Origin of the sequence: Pseudocnuella soli (assembly GCF_004347775.1) — a bacterium.
Classification (GTDB): Bacteria; Bacteroidota; Bacteroidia; order Chitinophagales; family Chitinophagaceae; genus Flavisolibacter; species Flavisolibacter aquaticus.
In genome coordinates, this window is the sequence record NZ_CP037755.1 from 2196148 (window position 1) to 2220473 (window position 24326).

At 50.1% G+C, this 24326-nt stretch carries 23 protein-coding genes; 9 read left to right on the forward strand and 14 right to left on the reverse strand.

Annotation, left to right across the window (positions count from 1 at the left end; all coding sequences use genetic code 11):
• Positions 1-55 precede the first annotated feature (55 nt).
• Positions 56-511: a response regulator gene (locus tag EPD17_RS09075; protein WP_114236098.1), complete on the reverse strand. Its 456-nt coding sequence runs from the start codon at positions 509-511 to the stop codon at positions 56-58.
• A 174-nt stretch (positions 512-685) separates the two neighbouring features.
• Positions 686-1663 (reverse strand): ABC transporter ATP-binding protein, encoded by a 978-nt coding sequence (locus tag EPD17_RS09080; protein WP_132053584.1) that lies wholly within the window; start codon positions 1661-1663, stop codon positions 686-688.
• A gap of 239 nt (positions 1664-1902) precedes the next feature.
• On the opposite strand from EPD17_RS09080, the gene ccoS reads away from it, so the two are divergent.
• The 5 genes from ccoS to ccoG all read left to right on the forward strand — a co-directional run bounded on the left by ccoS (position 1903) and on the right by ccoG (position 7201).
• Positions 1903-2067 (forward strand): cbb3-type cytochrome oxidase assembly protein CcoS, encoded by a 165-nt coding sequence (gene ccoS / locus EPD17_RS09085; protein ID WP_132053586.1) that lies wholly within the window; start codon positions 1903-1905, stop codon positions 2065-2067.
• Positions 2068-2093: 26 nt separating this feature from the next.
• Positions 2094-4289 (forward strand): cytochrome-c oxidase, cbb3-type subunit I, encoded by a 2196-nt coding sequence (ccoN, locus tag EPD17_RS09090; protein ID WP_132053588.1) that lies wholly within the window; start codon positions 2094-2096, stop codon positions 4287-4289.
• 112 nt (positions 4290-4401) lie between these two features.
• Positions 4402-4599 (forward strand): ATP synthase subunit B family protein, encoded by a 198-nt coding sequence (locus tag EPD17_RS09095; RefSeq protein WP_114236094.1) that lies wholly within the window; start codon positions 4402-4404, stop codon positions 4597-4599.
• A 16-nt stretch (positions 4600-4615) separates the two neighbouring features.
• Positions 4616-5503 (forward strand): cbb3-type cytochrome c oxidase N-terminal domain-containing protein, encoded by an 888-nt coding sequence (locus EPD17_RS09100; RefSeq protein WP_132053590.1) that lies wholly within the window; start codon positions 4616-4618, stop codon positions 5501-5503.
• Positions 5504-5764: 261 nt separating this feature from the next.
• The gene (gene ccoG, locus EPD17_RS09105) at positions 5765-7201 is read left to right on the forward strand and encodes a cytochrome c oxidase accessory protein CcoG (RefSeq protein ID WP_132053592.1); all 1437 of its coding nucleotides are present in this window, start codon (positions 5765-5767) and stop codon (positions 7199-7201) included.
• A 254-nt stretch (positions 7202-7455) separates the two neighbouring features.
• Here the strand turns inward: ccoG and EPD17_RS09110 are convergent, their stop codons facing one another.
• The 3 genes from EPD17_RS09110 to EPD17_RS09120 all read right to left on the reverse strand — a co-directional run bounded on the left by EPD17_RS09110 (position 7456) and on the right by EPD17_RS09120 (position 11566).
• A complete protein-coding gene (locus EPD17_RS09110) occupies positions 7456-8193 on the reverse strand; it encodes a DUF72 domain-containing protein (protein WP_132053594.1) in 738 nt (245 codons plus the stop codon).
• A 123-nt stretch (positions 8194-8316) separates the two neighbouring features.
• Positions 8317-8715, reverse strand: coding sequence for a response regulator (locus EPD17_RS09115; protein WP_114236090.1), 399 nt, complete (start codon positions 8713-8715; stop codon positions 8317-8319).
• 46 nt (positions 8716-8761) lie between these two features.
• Positions 8762-11566, reverse strand: a complete 2805-nt coding sequence (locus tag EPD17_RS09120) for a PAS domain-containing sensor histidine kinase (protein WP_132053596.1) — start codon at positions 11564-11566, stop codon at positions 8762-8764.
• 557 nt (positions 11567-12123) lie between these two features.
• On the opposite strand from EPD17_RS09120, the gene EPD17_RS09125 reads away from it, so the two are divergent.
• Positions 12124-13380: a putative DNA modification/repair radical SAM protein gene (locus tag EPD17_RS09125; RefSeq protein WP_132053598.1), complete on the forward strand. Its 1257-nt coding sequence runs from the start codon at positions 12124-12126 to the stop codon at positions 13378-13380.
• Positions 13381-13495: 115 nt separating this feature from the next.
• The gene (locus EPD17_RS09130) at positions 13496-14287 is read left to right on the forward strand and encodes a TIGR03915 family putative DNA repair protein (protein ID WP_132053601.1); all 792 of its coding nucleotides are present in this window, start codon (positions 13496-13498) and stop codon (positions 14285-14287) included.
• Between the two features lie 132 nt (positions 14288-14419).
• Here the strand turns inward: EPD17_RS09130 and pafA are convergent, their stop codons facing one another.
• A complete protein-coding gene (pafA, locus tag EPD17_RS09135; RefSeq protein ID WP_132053603.1) occupies positions 14420-16054 on the reverse strand; it encodes an alkaline phosphatase PafA in 1635 nt (544 codons plus the stop codon).
• 413 nt (positions 16055-16467) lie between these two features.
• Between pafA and EPD17_RS09140 the strand changes: the two genes are divergently transcribed.
• Positions 16468-17727, forward strand: coding sequence for an aminotransferase class I/II-fold pyridoxal phosphate-dependent enzyme (locus tag EPD17_RS09140; protein WP_132053605.1), 1260 nt, complete (start codon positions 16468-16470; stop codon positions 17725-17727).
• 356 nt (positions 17728-18083) lie between these two features.
• On the opposite strand, the gene EPD17_RS09145 is transcribed toward EPD17_RS09140, so the two are convergent.
• The 7 genes from EPD17_RS09145 to EPD17_RS19965 form a co-directional block, all read right to left on the reverse strand.
• The gene (locus tag EPD17_RS09145; RefSeq protein ID WP_132053607.1) at positions 18084-18800 is read right to left on the reverse strand and encodes a sulfite exporter TauE/SafE family protein; all 717 of its coding nucleotides are present in this window, start codon (positions 18798-18800) and stop codon (positions 18084-18086) included.
• A 7-nt stretch (positions 18801-18807) separates the two neighbouring features.
• Positions 18808-19128 carry a hypothetical protein gene (locus EPD17_RS09150; RefSeq protein WP_132053609.1) on the reverse strand — a complete coding sequence of 107 codons (321 nt, stop codon included), beginning with the start codon at positions 19126-19128 and terminating at the stop codon, positions 18808-18810.
• Positions 19129-19130: 2 nt separating this feature from the next.
• Positions 19131-19568: a FixH family protein gene (locus tag EPD17_RS09155; protein WP_132053611.1), complete on the reverse strand. Its 438-nt coding sequence runs from the start codon at positions 19566-19568 to the stop codon at positions 19131-19133.
• Positions 19569-19763: 195 nt separating this feature from the next.
• The gene (locus tag EPD17_RS09160; protein WP_132053613.1) at positions 19764-20450 is read right to left on the reverse strand and encodes a hypothetical protein; all 687 of its coding nucleotides are present in this window, start codon (positions 20448-20450) and stop codon (positions 19764-19766) included.
• Between the two features lie 157 nt (positions 20451-20607).
• Positions 20608-21081, reverse strand: coding sequence for a Dps family protein (locus EPD17_RS09165; protein ID WP_132053615.1), 474 nt, complete (start codon positions 21079-21081; stop codon positions 20608-20610).
• Positions 21082-21130: 49 nt separating this feature from the next.
• Entirely contained in the window at positions 21131-22552 is a 1422-nt protein-coding gene (locus EPD17_RS09170; RefSeq protein ID WP_132053617.1) for a sialate O-acetylesterase, read from the reverse strand.
• 78 nt (positions 22553-22630) lie between these two features.
• A complete protein-coding gene (locus EPD17_RS19965; RefSeq protein WP_155523212.1) occupies positions 22631-22801 on the reverse strand; it encodes a hypothetical protein in 171 nt (56 codons plus the stop codon).
• On the opposite strand from EPD17_RS19965, the gene EPD17_RS09175 reads away from it, so the two are divergent.
• Positions 22800-23657: a 3-keto-disaccharide hydrolase gene (locus EPD17_RS09175; protein WP_240040785.1), complete on the forward strand. Its 858-nt coding sequence runs from the start codon at positions 22800-22802 to the stop codon at positions 23655-23657. The two genes, EPD17_RS19965 and EPD17_RS09175, sit on opposite strands and share 2 nt — an antisense overlap.
• Positions 23658-23707: 50 nt before the next feature.
• Here EPD17_RS09175 and EPD17_RS09180 read toward each other — a convergent pair whose 3' ends face one another.
• The gene (locus EPD17_RS09180) at positions 23708-24241 is read right to left on the reverse strand and encodes an O-acetyl-ADP-ribose deacetylase (protein ID WP_204743385.1); all 534 of its coding nucleotides are present in this window, start codon (positions 24239-24241) and stop codon (positions 23708-23710) included.
• Positions 24242-24326: the final 85 nt, after the last annotated feature.

The following is a 24326-nucleotide window of genomic DNA, read 5'->3' on the forward strand; positions in this document are numbered from 1 at the left end:
CCTACAAAAGCATTTCAGAGGCGTTATAACTTGGCTGAAAAATAGGCGGCTCCTGTTAGCAAACAATAAAAGTGTTTTGCGACTGGCTCAGGTGCCGCAGTGTTTTTTCAAGATTGTTGTTGGTATTGTTGGCCAGCGAACTTAAAATGGTGCGCAGCTCACTGATATGCGAAGGCTTGGTGATAAAAGAGATCGCCCCGTTCTGCATAGTTTCTTCAATGTCCCTTGAATGGGAAGAAGTGGTGTACATGATCACCGGTATATGCTGCAGCCGTTCGTTGCGTTTGATGGCGAGCAGGCATTGCTTGCCGTCCATTTTGGGCATGTTCAGGTCCAGGAAAATAAGCTGCGGCAGCGGATGCGATGGCGCCAGCAGGCTTTCGATGGCCTCCTGCCCGTTAGCTGCGGTGCGCAGGGTTACCTGTGGGGCCACGTCCGATAGCACTTCCCGAAACAGAAAAGTATCGTCGATATCATCGTCTACCAATAAAAAGGTCTGTGATTGGGGCATGGGTTATAGGGTTGTGTGATACCGTGGCTGCCAGCGGCCAGGTGTTTACAAAGCTAAAAAAAACAAACGGACGGCGCTTATGTTTTCGGAAACTGTTAGTATTTGCTCAATTTGTTTACCCGATACGTTCCACAAAGCGTTTGCAGCCCCCTTTTCAATTGGTGCGGTTTTGCCTTAAAGCCAGCATCCATGGCCGTTTTGCAGCGCAACCGATACCACAGTGCCGGGCTTCAAGCTGCCATCCAGGGTGAGCATATTTACCGAAAAATGGGGGAGGGTCACGCCTATTTCATAATGGCTGCCCATAAAAGCCACCTCTGTTACCTTCCCCGACAGGCCACCGTTGCCAGCCGCCTGCACCGTAAAGCTGCCGGGCCGCACCATCAGTTTTTTGCCCGGAGCTTCGGATTTTGCCCCGAATAACTGGGCCTGCTCCGGGCTTAGGAGGTTGTAGGCGCCAAACAAGGAAGCCACGTATTCATTTGCCGGATGAAAATAAATCGTATTCGGCGTGCCTTGCTGGACCATCCGGCCTTCCTGCAACACTACCAGTTCGTCGGCCCATGACAGCGTGTCTACCGGGTCGTGGGAAACCATGATGCAGGTAAGGTCCATCAGGTCGGTCAGGTGGCGGATCATGCCTTTCATGGTGGCGCGGTGGCCAGCGTCCAGGTTGGAGAATGGCTCATCGAGCAGCAGCAGCTTTGGCCGCGTGGTGAGTACCCGGGCTGTTACAATCCGCTGTTTTTCGCCGCCCGAAACTTGGTTGGTGCCCCGCTCCAACAGGTGGCCAATGTCGCAAATTTTGTAAATGGCGTCGGCTTCGGCCTGCGGCAGCCCATTGGCATAATCCAATTCTTCGCCGATTGTGTAGTTATTGCGCAGCTCAAAATGCTGCGACAGGTAGCCAATAGCCGGGTGGCCGGGCAACAGCTTTTCGTCGGGGCCCGGTACCCGCTTTCCTTCCAATACCACCTGGCCGCCATCGGGCTGCATCAGCCCCGCAATGATCTTGAGCAGCGTGGTTTTGCCCGAACCGGTGGCGCCGGCAATGCCCAGTTTTTTTCCCTGCGGCACCGAAAAAGAAACCGGGTGCAGTGTAGTGCTGCCTTGCTGCTGCTTATGAACGCCTTGTATTTCTAAAAAAGCCATGAGCAGCGAAGGAACGCATTTCGGTAAAATATGGGCGGTAAATATTGGGCGACGAACTAATAGTTAGCCCAAAGTTCCAAATTATTGAATGCGCTGCATTTACCCAAAAACCAATAACGCCGCAATGGAACGGCGGCGCGGGCCAATAGGCTTGACCAGCTTCACCCAATTGTCTGATAATTGTCAGGTGCCGCCACCATGGCTAAAAATACTTTTGAACCTGCAATAAAATGTAATACATGAGCGCACTGGTGGTCCTGATCGTGGTAAGCATGCTGGTAGCCGGCGGGTTTTTATGGCTTTTTATTTTTTCGGTTAAAAAAGGCCAGTACGACGATGATTACACCCCATCTGTGCGGATGTTATTCGACGACGGCGTCACCAACGAATCGAAGCAATCCTAGTTCTAAACAATACCGATCACAAAGAAATGGAAACAATTAAGCAAGAAAACCTCGCCTCCGAGGTACTGCACCGGCCTGCCACCGGCGGCAGGAGGGAAACGTTTTTTTACGACAATGCCATTGTCAGCAAATTTGCCTGGGCCACCATCATCTGGGGCGTAGTAGGCATGTTGGCCGGTTTGTGGGCTGCGCTACAACTGGTGCTCCCCGAATCGTTGAACCTGCAACCTTATTTCAACTTTGGCCGGCTGCGTCCGCTGCATACCAATGCGGTGATTTTTGCATTTGTGGGCAACGGTATTTTTATGGGATATTACTACTCCCTGCAGCGCCTGCTGAAAACCCGCATGTACAGCGATAAGCTGAGCAAAATTCACTTTTGGGGCTGGCAGGCCATCATCGTAGCTGCAGCCATCACGCTGCCGCTGGGCCTTACTTCTTCAAAAGAATATGCCGAGCTGGAATGGCCCATTGATATTGCCATTACCGTGATCTGGGTTGTGTTTGGCTGGAACATGTTTGCCACCATTCTGAAACGCCGCGAACAGCACCTGTACGTAGCCATCTGGTTTTACATCGCCACGTTTGTAACGGTAGCCGTGCTGCACATCATCAACTCGCTGGCCATACCGGTGAGTTTTACCAAAAGCTACTCCGTGTTTGCCGGTGTGCAGGATGCGCTGGTGCAGTGGTGGTACGGCCACAACGCGGTGGCATTTTTCCTTACTACGCCTTACCTGGGCCTGATGTATTACTTTCTGCCCAAGGCAGCCAACCGCCCGGTTTATTCTTACAAACTTTCCATCATCCATTTCTGGTCGCTCATCTTTATTTATATCTGGGCCGGTCCGCACCACCTGCTGTACACCGCCTTGCCCAACTGGGCGCAGTCGCTGGGCATTGTGTTTTCGTTTACCCTCATCTTCCCTTCGTGGGGTGGTATGATCAACGGGCTGCTCACGCTTCGTGGCGCCTGGGATAAGGTTCGCGAAGACGTGATCCTGAAGTTTATGGTGGTAGCTGTTACCGCCTACGGCATGGCCACGTTTGAAGGCCCGATGATGTCGCTGAAAAACATCAACGCCATTTCGCACTTCACCGATTGGACTATTGCCCACGTACACGTTGGCGGCCTGGGCTGGAACGGCATGCTCACATTCGGTATCCTGTACTGGCTGATGCCGCGCCTGTTCCGCACAGAGCTGTACTCTAAAAAACTGGCCAACGTACACTTTTGGCTGGGTACTTTGGGCATCCTGTTTTATGCGGTTCCCATGTACATTGCCGGGTTTATGCAGGCCTCCATGTGGAAGCAGTTTACCCCAAGCGGCCAGCTGAAATACCAGTTCCTGGAAACGGTAACTTTTATGAAGCCGTTTTACGCTACACGCAGTTTTGGCGGAGCCCTGTTTGTACTGGGTGCCATCATTATGATGTACAACCTGTACAAAACTGCACGCAAAGGATCGCTGCTGCGCAATGAGCAGGCCGAAGCACCAGCTTTGGAGAAAAATGTAAAACCACACGCAGGCGAACACTGGCACCGCTGGATTGAGCGCAAGCCAACACCATTGCTGGTAGCCACTTTGCTGGTGATCCTGATTGGCGGCGCCGTGGAAATGATCCCCACCTTCCTGATTAAATCAAACGTACCCACCATTGCTTCGGTAAAACCATATACGCCGCTGGAGCTGCAGGGCCGCGACATATACGTTCGTGAAGGTTGCTATACCTGCCACTCGCAGATGATCCGTCCGTTCCGCTCCGAAACAGAACGCTATGGCGAATACAGCAAAGCCGGTGAGTTTGTGTACGACTTCCCATTCCAGTGGGGCTCTAAACGTACCGGTCCGGATTTGGCCCGTGCAGGTGTGGGCAACAACCGCAAGTCGAACACCTGGCACTACAACCACCTCGATGATCCGCAGGCCATTTCTACCGGTTCGGTGATGCCGCCTTATTCGTTCCTGATCGATCAGAAATTGGATGTGGCTTCTACACCCGGTAAGATCAAAGCCATGCAAACGCTGGGTGTGCCTTATCCTGAAGGTTATGCCGACAAGGCCAATGATGACCTGCAAAAGCAAGCAGCTGAAATTGCAGCCGACCTGAAAAAGAACAACATCAACGTACCTGCTGACCGCGAGATACTGGCCGTGATTGCTTACCTGCAACGCCTCGGCACTGATATCAGCAATAATAAGACAGCAGAATTGAAATAAACCGAAGCGGGATTTACGATCGACGATTTTGGATTGACGAATTGATAAAAAAGCGTCAAATAAAAAGTCCCCAATCGTACATCGTAAATCCCAAATCGTAAATCCAACGAACATGCTCAAATACATCAAAAGCTACGCAGCCTCCATCAGCGGCATTGACATTTATCCCATCATTTCGCTGATGATCTTCTTCCTGTTTTTTGTAGGCGTTTTGTACTACGTAAAAAAGATGGACAAAGGCTTTGTTTCCGATATGAACCACCTGCCCCTCGATGGCGGTGAGATTGCAAACACAAATGCACAACCCTAAAACTTAGCTGATCAAAATGAGAACGTTTAATAAATATGCCGCGGCCGCCATTGTTACCCTGCTGATGCAGGCGCCGGCCTGGGCACAGGACGCCGCCGCAGATGCTGCCGAAAAAGCACCAGCGGCCAACGAAGGATATTTTTTCTGGGGCGTTGCCACGGCGCTGCTGTTCCTGGTGTTTTTCCTGTTTACGGCAATAGCACGCATTTCATCGGTAGGCAAACAGGAAGAAGCAGCCGTGCCGGGTGAAAGTATGTGGACCCGCCTCGACCGCAAGTTTTTTACCAAGGCCATTCCGGTAGAAAAAGAAAAAGACCACCTGCTCGATCATGACTACGATGGCATCCAGGAGCTGGACAACTCGCTGCCGCCCTGGTGGAAAGCCGGTTTCTATTTTACCATCGTTGTAGCCGTTATTTACATGCTGCGTTTTCATGTGTTCGACATGGGCCCGACACCCGAAGAAGAATACAAGACCGAAATGTCGCTGGCTGCTGCACAGATTGAAGAATACCGCAAAAATTCCGGTGAAATGGTGGACGAAAAAACTGTTACCATGGCCGATGCTGCAGGTATTGAAGACGGTGGCAAAGTGTATACACAAAGCTGTATTGCCTGCCACGGCGCCAAAGGCGAAGGCGGTGTAGGCCCCAACCTTACCGACGACTTCTGGCTGCATGGCGGCAGCATCAACGATGTGTTTAAGACCATCAAATTTGGTGTGCCCGACAAAGGCATGCAGGCATGGGAAAAAATGTTGTCTCCCACACAGATCAAGAACATTGCATCATACATCAAAACCCTGCGTGGCACCAATCCGCCCAATGGCAAAGCACCACAGGGCGACGAGTATAAAGAAGAAGCTGCACCTGCTGCCGAAAGCACTGCCGCTACTGGAAAATAAATACAACGGAATAGTACAAAGCCCGGTCTTTTTTGGCCGGGCTTTGTTGTTGGTAGCTGCTTCCCGTGAATGTTTTCGATGTTAGGTCATATATGCAAATGACGCCTCCAGTTTATGATGTATTGCAAAAGAGAGATGACAACGCAGCCAACGTAAATCATATCAATTGTTGTTGCAAACTGACCAAACTCAGTCCATAGGTTTTTGCTCATTTGTTCCTTTGTTGCCTAGCCGTTCCATAAGCTTCAAACAACGAAAACCATGAACAACAACACACAAGAAACCTTGGACCTGGCGGAAAAGAAAAAGGTGCTCATCGACCAAAGTTTCCGGGATTCTGTTGCCACTATTTCCAAAGAAGGGAAACGCAATTTCATACAACCCAAAAAGCCCAAAGGCAGGCTGCACCGCATGCGCAAAATTGCCACGTTGGTGTACCTCACTGTTTTCTTTGGATTGCCGTTTATAAAAGTGGCCGGCCAGCCCCTTTTCCTGTTCAATGTGATGGAGCGGAAATTCATTTTTTTTGGCCAGATCTTTTGGCCGCAAGACTTTTTCATCTTCGCGATTGGCTTCCTTACGTTCATGGTTTTTGTGATCCTGTTCACCGTGGTGTTTGGCCGCGTTTGGTGCGGCTGGGCCTGTCCGCAAACGGTGTTCATGGAAATGGTTTTTCGTAAAATTGAATACTGGATCGATGGCGATTCGGCTGAACAGCGTCGGCTAAAAGAAATGCCGATGAACGCCATGAAGCTGCGCAAACGGGCCACCAAAATAGCCGTGTTTTTTGCCCTGTCATTCCTCATTGCCAATTTTGCGCTGGCTTATCTGGTGGGTATGGATGGCGTGCTGCTGATGGTGAGCGAAGGCATTGCAGCGCACCGCGGCACGTTTGTTTCGCTGCTTGGATTTACCACTGTTTTCTTTTTTGTCTTTTATTGGTTCCGTGAGCAGGCCTGTATTGTAGTATGCCCCTATGGCCGCCTGCAGGGTGTGTTGCTCGATCGTAAAAGCATAGTGGTAGCTTACGACTATGTTCGGGGCGAACCACGTGGCAAGCTTAAAAAAGTAGCACCTGTTGAAGACAAGGGCGACTGTGTGGATTGTTTTGCCTGCGTGAGTGTTTGCCCCACCGGCATTGATATCCGCAACGGCACCCAGTTGGAGTGCATCAATTGCACAGCGTGTATTGATGCCTGTGATGCCATCATGGAGCGCATCAACAAGCCATTGGGTTTGATCCGCCTTGACTCGGAAGAAAATATTGCGCAAAAGCGCCGCACCAAGTTTAACTGGCGCCTGGCTGGTTACTCCGGTGTGCTTACCGCATTGCTGGGTGTGCTGGTGTTTTTGCTGGTAAGCCGCGATGATGTGGATGCAACCGTGCTGCGCACCTCCGGTCAGATTTTTCAAACGCTGCCCGATGGCCGCCTGTCGAATCTATACAACATCAAATTGGCCAATAAGACCCGCAAAGACCTGCCCATGACCCTGAAAGTGGAGAACATGAAAGGCGAAGTGGCCGTGATAGGAAAACCCATTGTTGTGCCCGGTGAGTCTTATTTCCAGGCGCCGTTTTTTGTAAAAGTGGATAAAGACCAGATCACCCGCCGCAAAACTGAACTGGTGATTGGCGTGTATGAAGGCAGCGAAAAAATCAAAACCGTCAAGACCACGTTTATGGGACCGGGTTTTTAAGGGATGATGGATGGTAGATGATAGATGATAGTTGATAGTCAAGAGTTGAGGTAAGCTTCAATAGTTCAAAATTTAAAGCGTTACCACCTTAATAGACTTGTGCATTTTTTGTTTAGACATACCTACAGCCCGTGGTTTCCACCACGGGCTTCGTCATTGCGAGGCGCGGCAGCACCACGCTTTCCGATGTTGCTGTTGCGCCGAAGCAATCTCCTAATATCGTTGAGAAATTCTCTATTGATAAATCAAACCTTTCACTGCGGTTCATTTCCTTGCTGCGCCCACTGCTGCATAAACCTTGCGTTATCAATAGCTGCACCCGATGCCGTGTTATCAAAAAACACAAACGCCTCTTTTGATTGGGCCATTTGATTACCGATCTTTTTCAGGTATACATCGGCGTAAGGTGAATGATACAAATGCGGCACACCATGCAGGCGGTAATAGCCGATCGGTTGGCCCTGCGGAAAAGCATCAGGCAGGCCAGGGTAGGAGGTGCCCGATACCACGATGTTGTTGTGCTGCAAGGTTTCCCAAACCTCGCTTTGCCACCAGCTTTCGTGGCGGAATTCCACCACGTTCACAAAGTCGTGGCGCATGTGTTGGATGATGTTTTCTAGGGCTTCTTCGCTATACACAAATGAGGGAGGTAATTGAAACAGCACGGCGCCCAATTTTTCGCCCAGGCCCAAACGCAGTACTTTGTAAAAATCATCCACTTCGGTGTGGGCGTTTTTCATTTTTTTCAAATGCGTTACCACCCGCGGCGCCTTGGCTGCAAACAAAAATCCTTCGGGTGAACGGCGGTCCCAGCCCTGCAACATGCCCAGTTGTGGAAATCGATAAAATGTCACATTCAGTTCCAGCGTATTGAACTGCGTGCAGTAGTATTCAAACCATTTACCTGCGGGCAAGCCTTTCGGGTAAAACCGGTCTTTCCATTCTTTATACGAAAACCCCGAGCACCCAATATGCCAAGTTGTTTGTGCCATATTTGGGGAGATGCAAAGGGTGGTCCAGAGTAGTGCGAAGTCCGTAGTCTGAAGTCTGAAGTCCGAAGTGAGGCAATTAGCGGCACCCATTTTCGGACTTCCGTCTTCGGTCTTCCAACTTCCCTACAACCACAACCGCGCAATCGCATCGGTCAGTTCGATCATTTTATTGAATGTATCGGGTTTGGTAATAAAACAATTGGCGCCGAGGGCATAAGCATTTTGCCGGTCGCGTGCCGATGAAGAAGTGGTAAAAACAAGTGTTGGAATGGCGCTAAAGCGTTCGTTGGTTTTGATTTCTTTCAGTGCCTCGCGGCCGTCTTTGCCGGGCATATTCAGGTCAATGAGAATCAGCGCAGGCATTTCGGCAGGCGTAAACGCATCCAGCATTTTCAGCAATCGTTCGCCGTTTTCAACAAACATATAATCATGATCGGGATAACGGGATACAAACGCATCACGTATGATCTCGCGGTCATCTGCATCGTCGTCTACAATAATGATCCTGGGTGGTGGTTTCATATGCCTGTTTTCTATTCTGATGATCGTTAATTCCTGTTCGTTGTTACTAACCGGCCGCCGGCTGATGTGCCGGAAGGATGATGGTAAATACGGCACCAGTGCCCAGTTCGCCCTGGGCATAGATTACGCCGCCATGGTGTTCTACAATTTTTTTACAAATGGCAAGCCCAATGCCCGAGCCCTCGTATTCGGAACGGCCGTGCAGGCGCTGGAAAAGCAAAAATATTTTACCTGCATTTTCCTTTTCAAACCCGATGCCGTTGTCAGACAATTCGATTTTTAAATAGCTGGGTGCCGGCGCCAGTTGAAATGCCGCAACATCCTCCGGTGCCAGGTAACTGTGTGTGATGCGTATTTGCGGCTGTACACCATCGGCCACAAATTTCAATGAATTTGAAATAAGGTTTTGAAACAACTGCCTGAACTGCGATACGACGATGCTGGCCTCCGGCAAACCATCGGAAAGTACCTGCGCATTTTTTTGTTCAATTTTAAACTCAAGTGTCTGCAATGTATCGGTCAATACTTTCTGCAAACTATACTGTTCGTAAGATCGGTTGCCCGAAATCATCGAAATCGACAACAGGTCGGAGATCATGGTTTGCATGCGTTGCGATGCATCGATGATTTTGGAAAGAAACATTTTGCCTTCGGGACTTAGCTGCTCGGCCTGTGTGGCTGCCAGCCGGTCGCCAAAGGTGGAAATCTTGCGCAGCGGCTCTTTTAAGTCGTGCGATGCAACATAGGCAAATTCCTCAAGGCTGGCATTCGATTGCTCCAGCATAAACGAGTTTTGCAGCAGCGTTTTTTCCATGTCTTTGCGCTTGCTGATGTCCAGCGCCGCGCCAACGATCTGCATCGGCCGGTCTTCGTCATCGGTCCGAAACACCACTTCCCGCACCAGGAACCAAATCCATTCGCCCGACTTATGCCGCAGGCGGCATTCGTATTGGATCATCAGGTCGGATTGCTGGATATGTCGTTCGCTTTGCGGCCGTTCTGGCAAAAGCGCATAGTCTTCGGGGTGATACAGTTGGCCTGTAACCGTTGCACCCATGTCGATGATTTCTTCGGGGGTGTATCCTAAAACAAAATACACCTCGCGGTTTACATAAGCCAAGTGGCCGCCGGGCACATCGTACACATACAAAATGGTAGGAGAGGCGTCGGCAATATTTTGAATGAATTGTTCCTGTTCCTCAATTTTCAATGAGGCTTCCTGCTGTCCGGTTACATCGAGCATAATGTGCAGCACATGTTCAACCGCTCCTTCAGCATTGCGGTCGAATACCGTAGCATAAGTATGAAACCACTGGTAAGAGCCATTGCTGTGGCGGATGCGGTACGTTGCCTCCACTACAATATCATTGCGGTCCGGATTGCGGTTTGCTTCTTCCAGCAACGAATCAATTTTTTCGCGAACGCTTTCCAGGTCTTCGGGATGAATATGCTGTTGTATAAATGCAAAGCCGCCTTTGCTGGCTTCCTGCAAATCGTAGCCGAGGAGTTTATACAACCCCTGGCTCATAAATGTGTTGTTGCCGTTGTGCACATTGTATGCTGCAATAGCGGCAGGCGTGGCATCGGTAATGCGGCGCAGGAAAGCCTGGTTTTCGTTCAGCTCCTGTTGCACCCGGTGCTGGCTGGTTACATCTTGCAGCGTACCGGCCATTTTTACCGGTTGCCCATCGGCGTTAGTTACCACTTCGCCTTGTGCCTGCACGGTTTTAACACTGCCGTCGGCTGCACAAATGCGGTGGTGGTTTAAAAATGAGGACTTATCCGTAAGCGCTTTTTGAATTTCGGCTTGTACCAAATGATAGTCGTCGGGATGGGTCAATTCCTTGATCTCCGATAGGAAGATCGGCCGGTTGGCGGGCTGCAAGCCGTAAATGCGGAACAACTCCTCCGACCACAACACCTGCCCGGATGTCAGGTCCCAGTCGTAATGGCCGATATGGGTGCGGGCTTCGGCCTGGCGGTAGCGCTTTTCGCTTTCTTGCAGTTTGTAAGTTGCCTCTTTTTCCGCTTGTATGTTTAATATGTTGCCAATGATCTCCGACGGCACACCTGCTGCATCCCTTTTGAAAACGCTGAAGTAATTGCGCATCCACACAAAAGCGCCATTGCGCTGCCGCATCCTGAATTCGAGGATACGCACCTCGCTGTCTTGTGCGCTGCTGATTTCGCGTAAAAAGTGAAAGGTGGCTGGCAGGTCGTCGGGGTGTATGATCTGCTCAAAAACCGACGAGCCCATGTTGATCAAATCTTTATTGGAAAAACCAAAGAATGTTTCTGCTGTTTGGTTGGCATACAACACCGAATAAGGCCGCAGGTTAAACAGGTAAATAATTCCCGGCGAAGTGTTGGTGATCTTGTTGGTAAGGTAAGCCTGCTCTTCAATCTTGGCGCCGAGGATATCGAGGTAAGTGGAAAAAGAAGCGCTTTCCGTTTTCATGGAAAGAAAATCAAGTTCCTGTACCAGTTGCAGCAATTGGTTGGTACTGCTGCAATAAGCAGGTGCAAACTGCAACATGGCTTGTTTGCGCAGGTAATTAACCAGCGTAATATCGCTGTCCGTAATGGCTTCCTTATCTATTTCCGGCAGCATGTTCTCTTTCCACAGCCGCAGGTTGTTTTCTATTTGTTCAGCAGCTTTGTTATCGGCCAACTGGGTTAAATATTCGTGGGTGGTTTGCTGGTAAAAAGCGGCTCTTTTTTCTTCGGGCAGCTGCTGCACCACATCGAGCAAGGGCACCTGCAGCACCTGCGCATATTTAATTTGGGCGGCAACAAATTCGTCGAGAAAATTATCGCGCAGGTGGCGGGCAAACGCCGGTAGCTGCTGCATCTGATCAAGGCTGGTTATCGGCAAAAAAGTTGTCTCCACGTTTGCGCTTCGTTTTGTTTCAGCCTGCAGTGCATGCTGATGTTGGTTAGGGTTTATCAGGTCAAATATAAAACTGTGCCTTCATTAATCATTGCGTCCATTGCTATGCGATGTACAATAGCAGTGATCACTGTATTGCATGTTGCAACAATTAACGAATATGCGTGCACATGATGCGTTTTTTCGAAGCGACATGATCATGTGCAATTACATAGGGATCTTTTACTTCCGCTATAATGAAAATCTAATACACTGGAAGGATTTCAATTGCGCCAACTTCGTTATCCGCTTGCTACTGCAGTTTTTGCAAAATCTATAAACGTCAATCTCACTTAAGCCTCCATTCGTTCCCTAAAAAAGCATATGAAAACCTAAATCCAATTGTTCAACAATTTTGTTTTAATATAAAATAAACTTAAACAAAAAATATTGCGTCTCAACTACTTATCCCGTTTGTTTGTAATCATTTAAGATTTGATTGCTACAATATTTAGTATTTTTGACCCTCAACGAAAAGCATGAATAAACGGGTTTTGGAAAAGCTTTCAATACTGGCCGATGCCGCCAAGTATGATGTTTCCTGCTCCAGCAGCGGCAGCAACAGAAAGAACGAAAATGGCGGGTTGGGCAATGCCGAAGGAATGGGTATTTGTCATGCTTATACCGAGGATGGCCGCTGTGTGTCGCTGCTGAAAATCCTGCTCACGAATCATTGCGTCTACGATTGTGCCTATTGCGTTAGCCGCAAAAGCAACGACATCAAGCGGGCCGCATTTACCGTACAGGAAGTGGTAGACCTGACCATTAATTTTTACCGGCGCAATTATATCGAAGGACTGTTCCTTAGTTCCGGCATTTTTTCAGACCCCGATTTTACAATGGAGCGCCTGGTGCGCATTGCCAAAAAGCTGCGTACCGAGGAAAACTTCAACGGTTATATTCACCTGAAAGCAATACCCGGTGCTTCCGATGATTTGATCAGGGAGGCGGGCTCATACGCCGACCGCCTGAGTGTGAACCTGGAAGTGCCCACCGAGCAAAGCCTGCAGCTACTGGCGCCGGATAAAAGCCGCAAGGAAATGGTGCAACCGATGAAGGTGCTGCAAAATGGGATTAAAGCCAACCGCGATGAACGCAAGGCATTGCAGGCTGCGCCGCTGTTTGCGCCGGCAGGGCAAAGCACACAGATTGTGATTGGGGCGACGCCAGAAAGCGACTGGCAGATTTTAAAGCTGTCAGATGGGTTGTATAAAAAGATGGACTTGAAGCGGGTGTATTATTCCGGCTATGTGCCCATTTCCAACGACAACCGCCTGCCTGCGCTGGGCACGCCGGTGCCGATGGTGCGGGAAAACCGCCTGTACCAGGCCGACTGGCTGCTGCGTTTTTATGATTTTGATGTGGATGAACTGATTTCGCCGGAAGATCCTTTTCTAGACATGCAGATCGATCCAAAATTGAATTGGGCTTTGCGCCACCTCGACCGGTTTCCCGTTGACATCAACAAAGCCGACTTGAACGTGATCAAGCGCATTCCGGGTATTGGTGTAAAAACAGCGGAAAAAATATGGAAGGCCCGCAGGTTTGGAAAGCTCAATTGGGAGCATTTGAAAAAGTTCAACATCGCCGCCAACCGGGCCAAGTATTTTATCAATATGCGGGTGGATGATTTTCAGCGCAAAGACTATACGCCGCAACAGATCCGCAATTTTATTTTGCAAACATCGCACAGTAAATATGCACCCAACCACTCACCACAGCTGCAGTTGTTTTAGTAGTTTAAAATTTAAGGTTTAACGTTCAAAGTTGTTTGCTGACAACTAGTTCATTTTGCATTTAAACTAAACCTCAAACCTTCAACCTTAGACATTAAACATTTAACCTCACTCCATGCAAACAGTGCTCTACGACGGTTCTTGGGATGGGTTTTTATGTGCCGTGTTTGACGTGTATGAGTACAAGTTTACCGATGCGCAGATTGTGCCCGAACATCGGTTCAATGGCAACCTGTTTGCCACGGTGCACCATGCACGGATGGAGCAGGCGCACAGCCAGCGGGTATGGAAAGGGCTGGAGCGGATCCTGTCGGTCGAGGCTACAACTGCACTGTACCGCGCCTTTTTATCGGAAGAAGCCGAAAGCGAAGATCATTTGCTGGCTTATATCCGCTATGCATTTGCATCGGGCGGCAATATGGAAGACGACCTGGGGCATGCATCGGTTTTGTACGTAGTGCAAACTGCACGGCGGGTGTGGCGCGAAAAGCACCGCATGGAAGCTTTTGTGCGGTTCCAGGAAACAGCCGACGGAATGTATTGCGCATTCATTGAACCCGATCATGACGTACTGCCCATCATATCACCGCATTTTGAGGCCCGTTATGCCGACCAGCGCTGGATGATTTACGACACCCGCCGCAAGTATGGCATTTACTATGATGGCAGCACCGTAGCTGAAGTGGACATTTCCTTTGAAGATAAGATCGACGAGCACAACATTGCGCCTGCACATGCGCCAAACGAAGCAGCGTACCAGGCGCTGTGGCAACAGTATTTTAAAAGCGTAAACATAGCCGCCCGGAAAAATACAAAGCTGCATGTACAGCATATGCCGCGCCGCTATTGGAAAAATCTGCCGGAGAAGCAACCGACTGTTGCTCCTGCTTTTACAAAGAAGAAATAACACGAACCTTTTTTCAACTCATTTCAATTGTGCCATAGCTTCTTTAATTCACAAGGTCATTTGCACATTATGCAAAAAAAAAAGTCCGCAACCTTTTACCGTTGCGGCCTTCCAATAAATTCAGCTCAATATCTATTTCGCTGCGGGCTGTGATGACGTAATTTCCGTGATTACATGCCCGATGTTGGCGTTCGGCATTTGTACCTGCAGCATCGCCGCCAGCGTAGGCGCAATATCAGTCATGTATGTTTCACGGTTTAGCTTGCCTGGTTTGATGTTCCAGCCAAACCACACCAGCGGAATATGGGAGTCGTAAGGATTCCACAAACCATGCGTAGTACCTGTGGTGCCGCCGTCAAACCATTGGGGCTTGTAAATGTATTGCACATCGCCGCTTAGTCGCTGGTTGTATCCGTTCACTACCATCATGTGCAGTTTTTCGGGCAGGTTGGCCGCATTGATGCTTTCCAGGTCAAATGCTTTCGACACGGCACCGGTTTTCAGCAGTTCACGAATGATGGAAGTCTTTACCGCAGATCGGTTCAAGCCAGCTTTTGCCACCGCATCGTTGTTCAAAAACACTTGGTCGTTGTAAATGGTGAGCACAATGTTAGCCGTATTGAATTCCTGTTGCAGCGCATCGTTCAGCCGTTGGCGTAGGTTGCGTTCGGTGGTTACGCCGCCCGGTATTTTATGTTCCTGTGCAAAAGCCGGCACATGCGCCACGCCATGGTCAGCCGTCAAAAACAACAGGTATTGCCCTTTGCCGATCTTTTGATCCAGGTATTTTAAAAACGTTGCAAACTCGCGGTCAAAGCGGAGGTAAGTGTCTTCCACTTCAATGGAGTTAGGCCCAAATGTATGCCCGATATAATCGGGTGACGAAAACGAAAGGGCCAGGAAATCGGTCGCTTTCCCGGTGCCCAGTTGCTCGCCTTCAATAGCCGCTTTTGCCATTTCAAAAGTGTAGCTGTTGCCCCATGGCGTATGCCGGAACACATCATAACGGTTATTGGTAAGCGATTCAGTAATGTGGTCAAATGCATTGTCCTCTCCATTTAGCCGGCCTTCATAAGGCTTATCGTCGGCGGTGCTTTGGCGGTATGTGTTGATGGGGAACAAGGTTTTCCAGTTGCCTTTCAGGTATTGGTCGGGCAGCTTGCGGGCATTGAACTGCTGCACCCATTGCGGCAATTGTTGCATATAAAAAGTGCTGGTGATAAAGCCGCCGCTGGCATTGTCAAACCAGTAAGCAGCATTGGCTGTGTGGCCTGCCGGCAAAATAGCGCCGCGGTCTTTCAGTGCAATGCCAATGGTTTTGCCGGTAAAATTATTCGCCAGGCGCAGTTCGTCGGTAATGGTACTAGCCCACATGTTGCGCGGCGATTGTTTGCCGGCGGTTGATGTACTGCCCACTGTTTGTACCGAATCGTCTTCCGTGCAATACACCGAGCGGCCCAGTTCGCGGCTATACCAGTTGTTGCCTACAATGCCGTGCAGCGATGGGACTGAGCCGGTGTACACACAGGTATGGCCGGGGGCGGTATAAGTTGGCGTGTACGGGATCAGCGTGTTTTCGCAGCTGAAACCTTCGCGCAGCAAGCGTTTAAAGCCATCGGCAATATAGCGGTCCTGGTAGCGGTACAGGTAGTCCCAACGCATTTGGTCTACCACCACGCCCACCACCAATTTTGGTTTTTGTGCGGCGGCTGGCAGCGTACAACAAAACAATAAAAGAAGTGCAATGAACCGGGTGCGGCTGATCATCAGGCAATTATTTTAGGGCCCCAAAAATACGGTTGTGCCGCTTACCTGCCACCCGGCGCCCCATTTGGTAAGGATTAATTGATGTGGCTGAAAATTTACCTAACAGATTAACAATTTTGTAAACCAACAACAATGCGTCACGCAACGCCTGCTGCGACGCTCCGTTCATCGTCCCGATTCGCTGCTGATCTTTTCTTTTAAACGCAGATGCAACTTTTATCACCCCATTTTTAAAACCAATACAGTTGTGCCGCAACCAAAACAGGTATCCACTGGAGGGCCAATATGTTCACAAATAGGGGCGCAGGTCACCAACACATCTGCTACAATTGCTTATTTTTGCGCCAATTTTGCGGCTGGGCTTGGCCCATGCCCCAATTGTTCAGCATCAAATACCTTCAATTTACCCCTATATGGCAGATATCTTTGAGCGACTCGTGAAAAACTACGGCCCTTTGGGTCAGCACCGGGAACGTGCCCATGGTTACTTTGCATTTCCTAAACTCGAAGGCGACATCGGCAGCCGCATGCAATTCCGCGGCAAGCAAGTTGTAGTTTGGAGCCTCAACAACTACCTGGGTTTGGCCAACCACCCCGATATCCGCAAGGCTGATGCCGATGCATCCGAAAACTTTGGTTTGGCTTACCCCATGGGTGCCCGCATGATGAGCGGCAACTCCAATTACCACGAGCAACTCGAAAAAGAACTGGCCCAGTTTGTAAGTAAAGAAGACGCTGCCCTGCTCAACTTTGGCTACCAGGGCATGGTGTCCATCATTGATACGCTGTGCAGCCGCCATGATGTGGTGGTGTACGACTCCGAAAGCCACGCCTGCATCATCGACGGTTTGCGCCTGCATGTAGGCCAGCGCTTTGTGTTCAAGCACAACGACCTGGCAGATTTTGAAAAGCAAATGCAGCGTGCCACCGCACTGATCGCAAAGCAAAATGCCGGCGGTATTTTGGTGATCACCGAAGGTGTGTTTGGCATGGCCGGTGACCAGGGCAAACTGAAAGAAATTGTTGCGCTGAAAAATCAGTACGATTTCCGCCTGCTGGTGGATGATGCGCATGGCTTTGGTACTTTGGGCGAAACCGGCGCTGGTGCCGGCGAAGCACAAGGGGTGCAGGACGGCATCGACCTGTATTTTTCCACTTTTGCCAAATCGATGGCGTCGATCGGTGCATTTGTTGCCGGCGACCGCACCATCATCGATTATATCCGCTACAACATCCGCAGCCAGATTTTTGCCAAGAGCCTGCCGATGCCGATTGTTATCGGCAACCTGAAGCGCCTGGAAATGCTGCGCACCATGCCCGAACTGCGCCAAAAGCTGTGGGACAATGCCCTGAAACTGCAAGCCGGTTTAAAGGAGCGTGGTTTTGACATTGGTAAAACCGATACCATGGTTACACCGGTGTACATGCTGGGCGGTGTGGAAGAAGCCACAGCCATGGCCATGGACCTCCGCGAAAACTATGGCATTTTCGCTTCGGTGGTAATTTACCCGGTAATTCCGAAAGGACACATCATTTATCGCCTGATCCCTACCGCGGTGCACACCGATGCTGATATCGAAGCAACACTCCACGCTTTCAGCGAAACAAAAGCCAAGCTGGATGCCGGTGAATATAAAGTAGAAGCCATCCCCGATATGGCCGAAGCACGATAAAATTTTTGATTCTATCAAAAAAGCCTCCGCATTTGCGGAGGCTTTTTTGTTGTGGTGATTTTTTGAGGGTCGGATGATTAGCTAAAATTCGGTCATAATTATTGTTTCGACTTTGCGAATACGAAATCCTACTGCCTCACTTAGCCGCTGTCATGCCGAACTTGTTTCGGCATCTCCTTGTGTTGTAGTAAACTCTGCAAGATGCAGGAGATGCCGAAACAAGTTCGGCATGACAATACTACTATTCGATCTCACCTCTACTGATTGCAAGAACAGATGATAGGAAGCGAAATCAGGTATTAATGTGGGAAGTTTAGAAAGATTGTGCTTAGCAGCACATCGTCATCGACGGTACATTAATGACACGCCGCTGCACCGGCCTTTGCCAACTCCGGCAATTGCGGACTGATAAACGGAATACCTAAGTTCATACCCCGCAGCACCAACAGCGTGCCCATTAGCAAGAGGAAAACAGGCACAGCCTTGCGCAACCGTAGGCGCATTTGCTGGTTCATATAATTCCCAAAAAACACCACGGCCAGCATAGCTGGGAAAGTACCCAAGCCAAACGCAGCCATAAACAGGCTGCCTTTGATTGCGCTACCGGTAAGAAAAGAAGAAGTAATGGCCAGGTACACCAGGCCGCAAGGCAGCAGCCCGTTGAGTACACCAACCAGGTAATGCGCACCATAGTGCCGGGCACCAAAAAGCGCCGCCAGTGCGCCGCGCAATTTCAAAAACGGTTTGTTGGCCGCATTGGTAAAACCTGCCAGCCCTTTCCATTTTACCGGGGCCAGTACGTATATCAAAATGCCCGCACCCAACACAATTGAAAATACTTGTTGGGCTTTTCCGGAAAGAAAAGCCTGCCCGGCCAGCCCAAGCACCAGCCCCAGCAAAGCGTAAGTGGTCATGCGGCCCAGGTTGTACAGTGCGCCGCCAACCACCCTGCCTGCTGCATTGCGGTGGCCCATGGGCAGTGCCAGCGCAAGCGGTCCGCACATGCCAATGCAGTGCAGGCTGCCAACGGCGCCCATCACAAAAGCTGCAGATATGATCTCAGGAATGGTCATGGATCGGCTAATTGTTTTCCTGCTGCCACCAGCTGATGGATTGGATTAAACCCAACACCAGCATGGGCAGCGAAAGAAATGTGTACACCGGCGGCGCAACATTTAGAAACGGAAAAATAAGCAGCGACCCGCCGGCAAAAAGCAACAACAGGCTTGCGACCAGTTCTGCCTTTTTCATCAGGGCCAATGCACCGGTTGCCGTCAACAGCAGCGCAAGAGGAGAGGCGCCGCCAATGGCATAATCAGTTGAAAAGTGCACCACAAATGCGGCTGCAACCGAAGCCACCGCCAGCCATTTCAGGATGTTTTTTTGTTGGAAGGCTTTCATGGCTAAAAGAATTGTTTTTGCTCCTGGAAATAGGTTTTGCCGCCGCTTTTCCAGGTCAGTTTAATGTCGTACAAACCCTGGATGGCAGTTGGCAGTTGCAAGGCAAATGCGCCATTGGTTACCGAAAAGCTGCGCCGCAGGTCATTGCCCTGGTTGGATGGGCAATAGAGGTACAACTCGCCTTCGGTAAGCGTTCCATCAAATTCGGTGGGAAAACTCACGAGCAGCTTGCCGCCGGACACTTCCATTTTTGGCGGTGCCGATAGCTGTGCTACGCGGTCTTTTTGGTCAATAACGGATTGGTATTTCAGCTCTTCGCCGTAATAATCTTCGGTAACAAGGTCGTGCTCTTCATTATTGGCCCGGTAAACGAGGTATAAAATGCCAATTACAAATAAAATGTACACGCCTGCAATGCGGTGGCCCCAGTTAATCTTCATGATGAAGTGGTTTAACGTTTCGGGGCAAAAATGCGCAAAAGGATCCCGGGGCGGGATGAGTAGGGGCAAGAGGAAAGCTGATATTAATCAGGAGGGGAGATATTTACGATTGACGATTTACGAATGACGATTTTGAAGAAGGACACTGTGCGTTCAACCCAATCGTAACTCGTAAATCGTCATTCGTAAATCCTATCACAAGCCATTATTCCGGTCCGGTCCCGAATACGGGTCTTCTTCGTTCTGGTCCTGGCGGTCGCTGCCGAGGCTGTAGTATTTATTTTCTTCATCGCCCTGGCCCATCGATTCGGTATTGGTCTCATCCACTTCACCAGGCACATCCAGGCCGGCGCCGCTAACGGTGCTGCCAAAGCTTTCCTCGTTCAGGGGCTCACCGTCAAAGTCGGTGTTGTCGAGGTGGGCAGTTCGCAGGTTATCGGCGTCATTGGTTGGGCGGTAATAAGTTGCATCTTCCAGCGTCTGGCGCTCCTCGGCCGATACATCGGCTTCAGTGCCGGGCCTCATGCCCAGGTCTTCGTCGTCAGCGGTTTGGTTGGGCTCGCGGGGCGCATCGGTGCCGGGGCCATCGGCGCTGCCCGGTGTGGGCTGCTGTTCCGATCCAAAACGCTGGCTTACACCGGTCATATTTTTTGAATTGGGAATATTTTCTACATCAACATCCTCGCGAACCATACCGCTGCGCTGGTTCATGGCGTCTTCTTTAGCGGGGTAGTGCGGATAACCCGGAAAATCCTGGTCGGTTTTTTCATCCGGCGATTGTTCCACATCCTTACGACTATCCATGGGCTTTGTATTGCTTTCGTCAGGAATACCGTTGGCATTATTGCCGCTGGTACGCTGGTAGTTTTTATTTTCTTCCATAAGTTCTTTTTCAAAACCTGCTAAAAATGTTGTGCCGGGCTTGTACTGCGTCTGGTTTCAAAACAATATGGTGTCGTTTCCGGTAGCACATTTTGCTGCAAACAAAAACCCCGCAGCAACGGGTTACGGGGTTTTTGCAAAAAATAAAAGATGCAGGTTATTTTAAAAATGCGCCATACATCCACACCATTTTTTCCTGTTGCCTGATGTAGTCGCTCATAAGTGCCGAAGTGCCTTCATCGCCTGCCTCGCCGGCTAGGTGCAGGATGTCGCGTTCAACCGTAAGCAGGGTTTGCAGGTTGGCCACAATGGTTTGCACTGCAGTGGTTGCATCGGCTATATTGGTGGCCTCTTTTATGTGCGACTGCTGCAGGTATTGCGTAAACGAATGTGCCGGCGTATTGCCGAGGGTTAAAATACGTTCGGCCACTTCATCCACTTTTAGCAGCAGGTCGTTGTACAGTTCTTCAAATTTTACATGCAGTTCAAAAAACTTGTCGCCAGTAATGTTCCAATGCAAGCCGCGGGCATTGATGTAAAACACCTGCAGGTTTGCCAGTAAAACATTCAGCTTTTCCGACAGTTGCCCGGATTGCTGCGTATCGAGTCCGATCTGGTTTATTTGTGCCATAGCTATATTTTTTACGGTTAACAATGATTTCAAAATGCGGGCCGGGAAATTATTTTACCGTCAGTACATCGTTCCATTTATCGGTTCGGAAAGGCACCACCGGCAGCCCATTTTCGCCGTACAGGTTGGGCTGCGGCGCATTGGTAAATGCAAAACGCACCGCCACCGGTTTGGCTACCTGCCTGCTCGAAACCACGATGGTTTTGCCTTCAATTTTGGCGGTAGCCGGGTAAAACATCCTGTCTTCGCCGGCTACATAAAACTCTTTAGGTGCGCCACCGCGGCTGGTAAGTTTGGCTACCCCTTCGGTAAAATGAATCCGCATCCGGCCCTTTTCTTCGCTGAAATGACTGTACCGCGGACTTTGATAGTTGGCTACTTTTTGGCCGTAAGCATCGCCCAGTGCCAGCTGTGCCAACCGGTGCGCCACTTCTTTTTTCATCTTTGGATGAATGTCGGCAATGTCATCCACCAGGTCGGTAGTGACAACCATGCCGGTGCGGGGCAGGGCCAGCGTGGCGGTTTGTGCTTCGCGCAGCAAAGCGCTGCCCACATTGTCTTTGCCATAGCCGCTGTACGGCGCAATTTGCACAAAATAAAACGGGAACTGTCTGCCAAAGGCCTTGCGCCAGTGTTCGATCATAGCGGTAAATAGTGGCGTGTACGTGTTGGCCGTGCTCACATTCGATTCGCCCTGGTACCACAATACGCCGGCAATGCCGTAGGGCGCCAGCGGCGCAATCATACCGTTGTATGCAGCACCGGGCCGCACTGTCCACCACTGCTGTGGCGTTAGTTTTTTTGCAGCGGCAGCCAGGTCGGCGTTTGCAGTTACCGTTGGTTCGGGTGTCCACACTTCGGCGGGTGTGCCGCCCCAACTGGCGTTGATGAGGCCTACCGGCGTCTGCAGTGCAGCATTTATTTCTTTACCAAAAAAATACCCGATGGCGCTGAACCGCTTCATGTCTTCGGGGGTGCACACCACCCATTGCGCTTTTACATCATCCTGTGGGTGCCGCGATGTAGTGCGGGGCACATGAAAAAAGCGGATCTGTTTATTGGTGGCATTAGGCATTTCGGAAAGCGTTTGCGGCAAGCCGTTGTCGCCGCTCCATTCCATATTGCTTTGCCCGCTGCACAACCATACTTCGCCAATCATTACATCTTCCAGTTCAATGGTGTTATTGCCTTTAATGGTAATGCGGTGCGGGCCGCCAGCAGCAGGTGTGCGGATGGCCACCTGCCAGCGAGCTTCGGCAGATGCAGTTGTAGAGTATGTGGTTGTATCCCAACTGGTGCGGATGGTGATTTTTTCCGAAGCATCGCTCCAACCCCAGAGGTTGACAATACCCGATTGCTGCAACACCATGTGGTTGCCGATAATGGCGGGCAGCCGCACATTAGCCGATGCAGCGAAGGCGAGCAGGATAAACGAAAAAAGCAATGAGCATTGGTGCAAGTATTGTTTCATGGATGCAATGATTGTAGCGGGAAGTTAAGGAGTAAATATTGTTCGAGGGCTGATGATAAGCATGCTAGTTTGCTAGCGTTATTTATAACCACGATGCACAAAATGGATTTTGAAACGAGCTTCATTTTGCAGCATTGCCATGTTTATTTTTTGCCGCTTCGTGCATCCCTTTATCTTTAAGCCAATAATAGCTGCGCCGCTAATACACCTGTGGCGCGGCAATGCACCTAAAACAATATTTGCAGCCATGTTCAACTCCCGGACCATTTCCGCAATGCTCTATTGTACGCTTGTTTGCGCCCTGTTTTTTAGTTGTACTGCCCGGAAAGGCCTGCCGCAAAACGGTTGGAAAACCCTGTTCAACGGCAAAGACTTGTCCGACTGGACCATCAAGATCAAAGACCACCCGCTCAATGAAAACTATGCACAAACATTTCGTGTAGCCGATGGCATGATGCAGGTGCGCTACGATGGCTACGATGATTTTAAAAGGCAGTATGGCCACATCTATTTCAACCAACCTTATTCTGCATACCTGCTGGAAGTAGAGTATCGTTTTGTAGGCGATCAGGCCAAAGGCGGCGAGGGATGGGCAACCCGCAACAGTGGTGCCATGCTGCATTGCCAGCCGCCCAACACACTGGCGCTGGACCAGGATTTTCCTATTTCGTTGGAGATGCAGTTTTTGGGCGGCGATGGTAAGAACAACCGCACCACGGCCAACCTGTGCACGCCGGGCACCAATGTTTTTGTCAACGACAAATTGTTTTTACCACATTGCATCAACAGCACTTCCAAAACATATCATGGCGAGCAGTGGGTAAAAGCGCAGGCGCTGGTGCTTGCCGATTCACTGGTGCAGCATATTGTAAACGGCGATACCGTGTTTACGTTTACCCGCCCGCAATACGATGGCCGCGACCCATGGGTGAAGAAAGCAGGATATGCCGATGGCGCACCCATCAAAGGCGGTTATATTTCGCTGCAGTCGGAAAGCCACCCGGTTGATTTTCGCAATGTGCGGATCTTTGACCTGGCGCCTTATATGAATAACAAAGCACGCCTCACCGAAGTATTGCAGCAATTGCGGATGCGCACCAATTAATTGAGTATTGAATTTCGGTTGCGCATAGCCGTTTATTTTTTGTAAAAAAACTATGGCTGTGTGCCTTGCTGCCGCTGCAACTCCTGTTGCAACAGCCGGTAATTTTCATCATCGAAACAAACAAACAGCACCCGCTCAATGGTAGTGGGTGTTGTTGCAAAATGCAAAACCGATCGCACCGCTATTTGCGCAGCGGCTTCCTTGGGATAACCATAAACGCCGGTGCTGATATTGGGAAATGCAACGGACCTGCAACCGTTATCCGCAGCGAGTTGCAGCGAATGCCTATAACATTGCGCCAATAATTGGGGCTCGCCATTTTTACCACCACGCCATACCGGGCCTACGGTGTGAATCACGTATTGCGCAGGCAGCCTGCTCGCAGTGGTCATCACTGCCGAACCCGTAGGGCAACCTCCCTGCCGCGCAACTATTTTGCGGCATTCTTCCAAAATGGCGGGTCCGCCGGCACGGTGTATGGCACCATCTACGCCACCGCCGCCCATTAATGAAGTGTTTGCTGCGTTAACAATGGCATCCACTTCCACGCGGGTGATATCGCCTTTTATTATTTCAATAACCATTGGCATAATTGTAAATAAAAAGGCACAAAAAGAATAAGGTTCAGCAAGGTTGCCCTTTGCGATCCCTTCTACTTTTTGTGCCTTT

Excerpts from the sequence above, each read along its gene's own strand:
- EPD17_RS09075 (WP_114236098.1), bottom strand. The coding sequence starts at position 511 with ATGCCCCAATCACAGACCTTTTTATTGGTAGACGATGATATCGACGAT.
- EPD17_RS09080 (WP_132053584.1), bottom strand. The coding sequence starts at position 1,663 with ATGGCTTTTTTAGAAATACAAGGCGTTCATAAGCAGCAGCAAGGCAGC.
- ccoS (WP_132053586.1), top strand. The coding sequence starts at position 1,903 with ATGAGCGCACTGGTGGTCCTGATCGTGGTAAGCATGCTGGTAGCCGGC.
- ccoN (WP_132053588.1), top strand. The coding sequence starts at position 2,094 with ATGGAAACAATTAAGCAAGAAAACCTCGCCTCCGAGGTACTGCACCGG.
- EPD17_RS09095 (WP_114236094.1), top strand. The coding sequence starts at position 4,402 with ATGCTCAAATACATCAAAAGCTACGCAGCCTCCATCAGCGGCATTGAC.
- EPD17_RS09100 (WP_132053590.1), top strand. The coding sequence starts at position 4,616 with ATGAGAACGTTTAATAAATATGCCGCGGCCGCCATTGTTACCCTGCTG.
- ccoG (WP_132053592.1), top strand. The coding sequence starts at position 5,765 with ATGAACAACAACACACAAGAAACCTTGGACCTGGCGGAAAAGAAAAAG.
- EPD17_RS09110 (WP_132053594.1), bottom strand. The coding sequence starts at position 8,193 with ATGGCACAAACAACTTGGCATATTGGGTGCTCGGGGTTTTCGTATAAA.
- EPD17_RS09115 (WP_114236090.1), bottom strand. The coding sequence starts at position 8,715 with ATGAAACCACCACCCAGGATCATTATTGTAGACGACGATGCAGATGAC.
- EPD17_RS09120 (WP_132053596.1), bottom strand. The coding sequence starts at position 11,566 with ATGCAGCAGCTACCGGCGTTTGCCCGCCACCTGCGCGATAATTTTCTC.
- EPD17_RS09125 (WP_132053598.1), top strand. The coding sequence starts at position 12,124 with ATGAATAAACGGGTTTTGGAAAAGCTTTCAATACTGGCCGATGCCGCC.
- EPD17_RS09130 (WP_132053601.1), top strand. The coding sequence starts at position 13,496 with ATGCAAACAGTGCTCTACGACGGTTCTTGGGATGGGTTTTTATGTGCC.
- pafA (WP_132053603.1), bottom strand. The coding sequence starts at position 16,054 with ATGATCAGCCGCACCCGGTTCATTGCACTTCTTTTATTGTTTTGTTGT.
- EPD17_RS09140 (WP_132053605.1), top strand. The coding sequence starts at position 16,468 with ATGGCAGATATCTTTGAGCGACTCGTGAAAAACTACGGCCCTTTGGGT.
- EPD17_RS09145 (WP_132053607.1), bottom strand. The coding sequence starts at position 18,800 with ATGACCATTCCTGAGATCATATCTGCAGCTTTTGTGATGGGCGCCGTT.
- EPD17_RS09150 (WP_132053609.1), bottom strand. The coding sequence starts at position 19,128 with ATGAAAGCCTTCCAACAAAAAAACATCCTGAAATGGCTGGCGGTGGCT.
- EPD17_RS09155 (WP_132053611.1), bottom strand. The coding sequence starts at position 19,568 with ATGAAGATTAACTGGGGCCACCGCATTGCAGGCGTGTACATTTTATTT.
- EPD17_RS09160 (WP_132053613.1), bottom strand. The coding sequence starts at position 20,450 with ATGGAAGAAAATAAAAACTACCAGCGTACCAGCGGCAATAATGCCAAC.
- EPD17_RS09165 (WP_132053615.1), bottom strand. The coding sequence starts at position 21,081 with ATGGCACAAATAAACCAGATCGGACTCGATACGCAGCAATCCGGGCAA.
- EPD17_RS09170 (WP_132053617.1), bottom strand. The coding sequence starts at position 22,552 with ATGAAACAATACTTGCACCAATGCTCATTGCTTTTTTCGTTTATCCTG.
- EPD17_RS09175 (WP_240040785.1), top strand. The coding sequence starts at position 22,800 with ATGTTCAACTCCCGGACCATTTCCGCAATGCTCTATTGTACGCTTGTT.
- EPD17_RS19965 (WP_155523212.1), bottom strand. The coding sequence starts at position 22,801 with ATGGCTGCAAATATTGTTTTAGGTGCATTGCCGCGCCACAGGTGTATT.
- EPD17_RS09180 (WP_204743385.1), bottom strand. The coding sequence starts at position 24,241 with ATGGTTATTGAAATAATAAAAGGCGATATCACCCGCGTGGAAGTGGAT.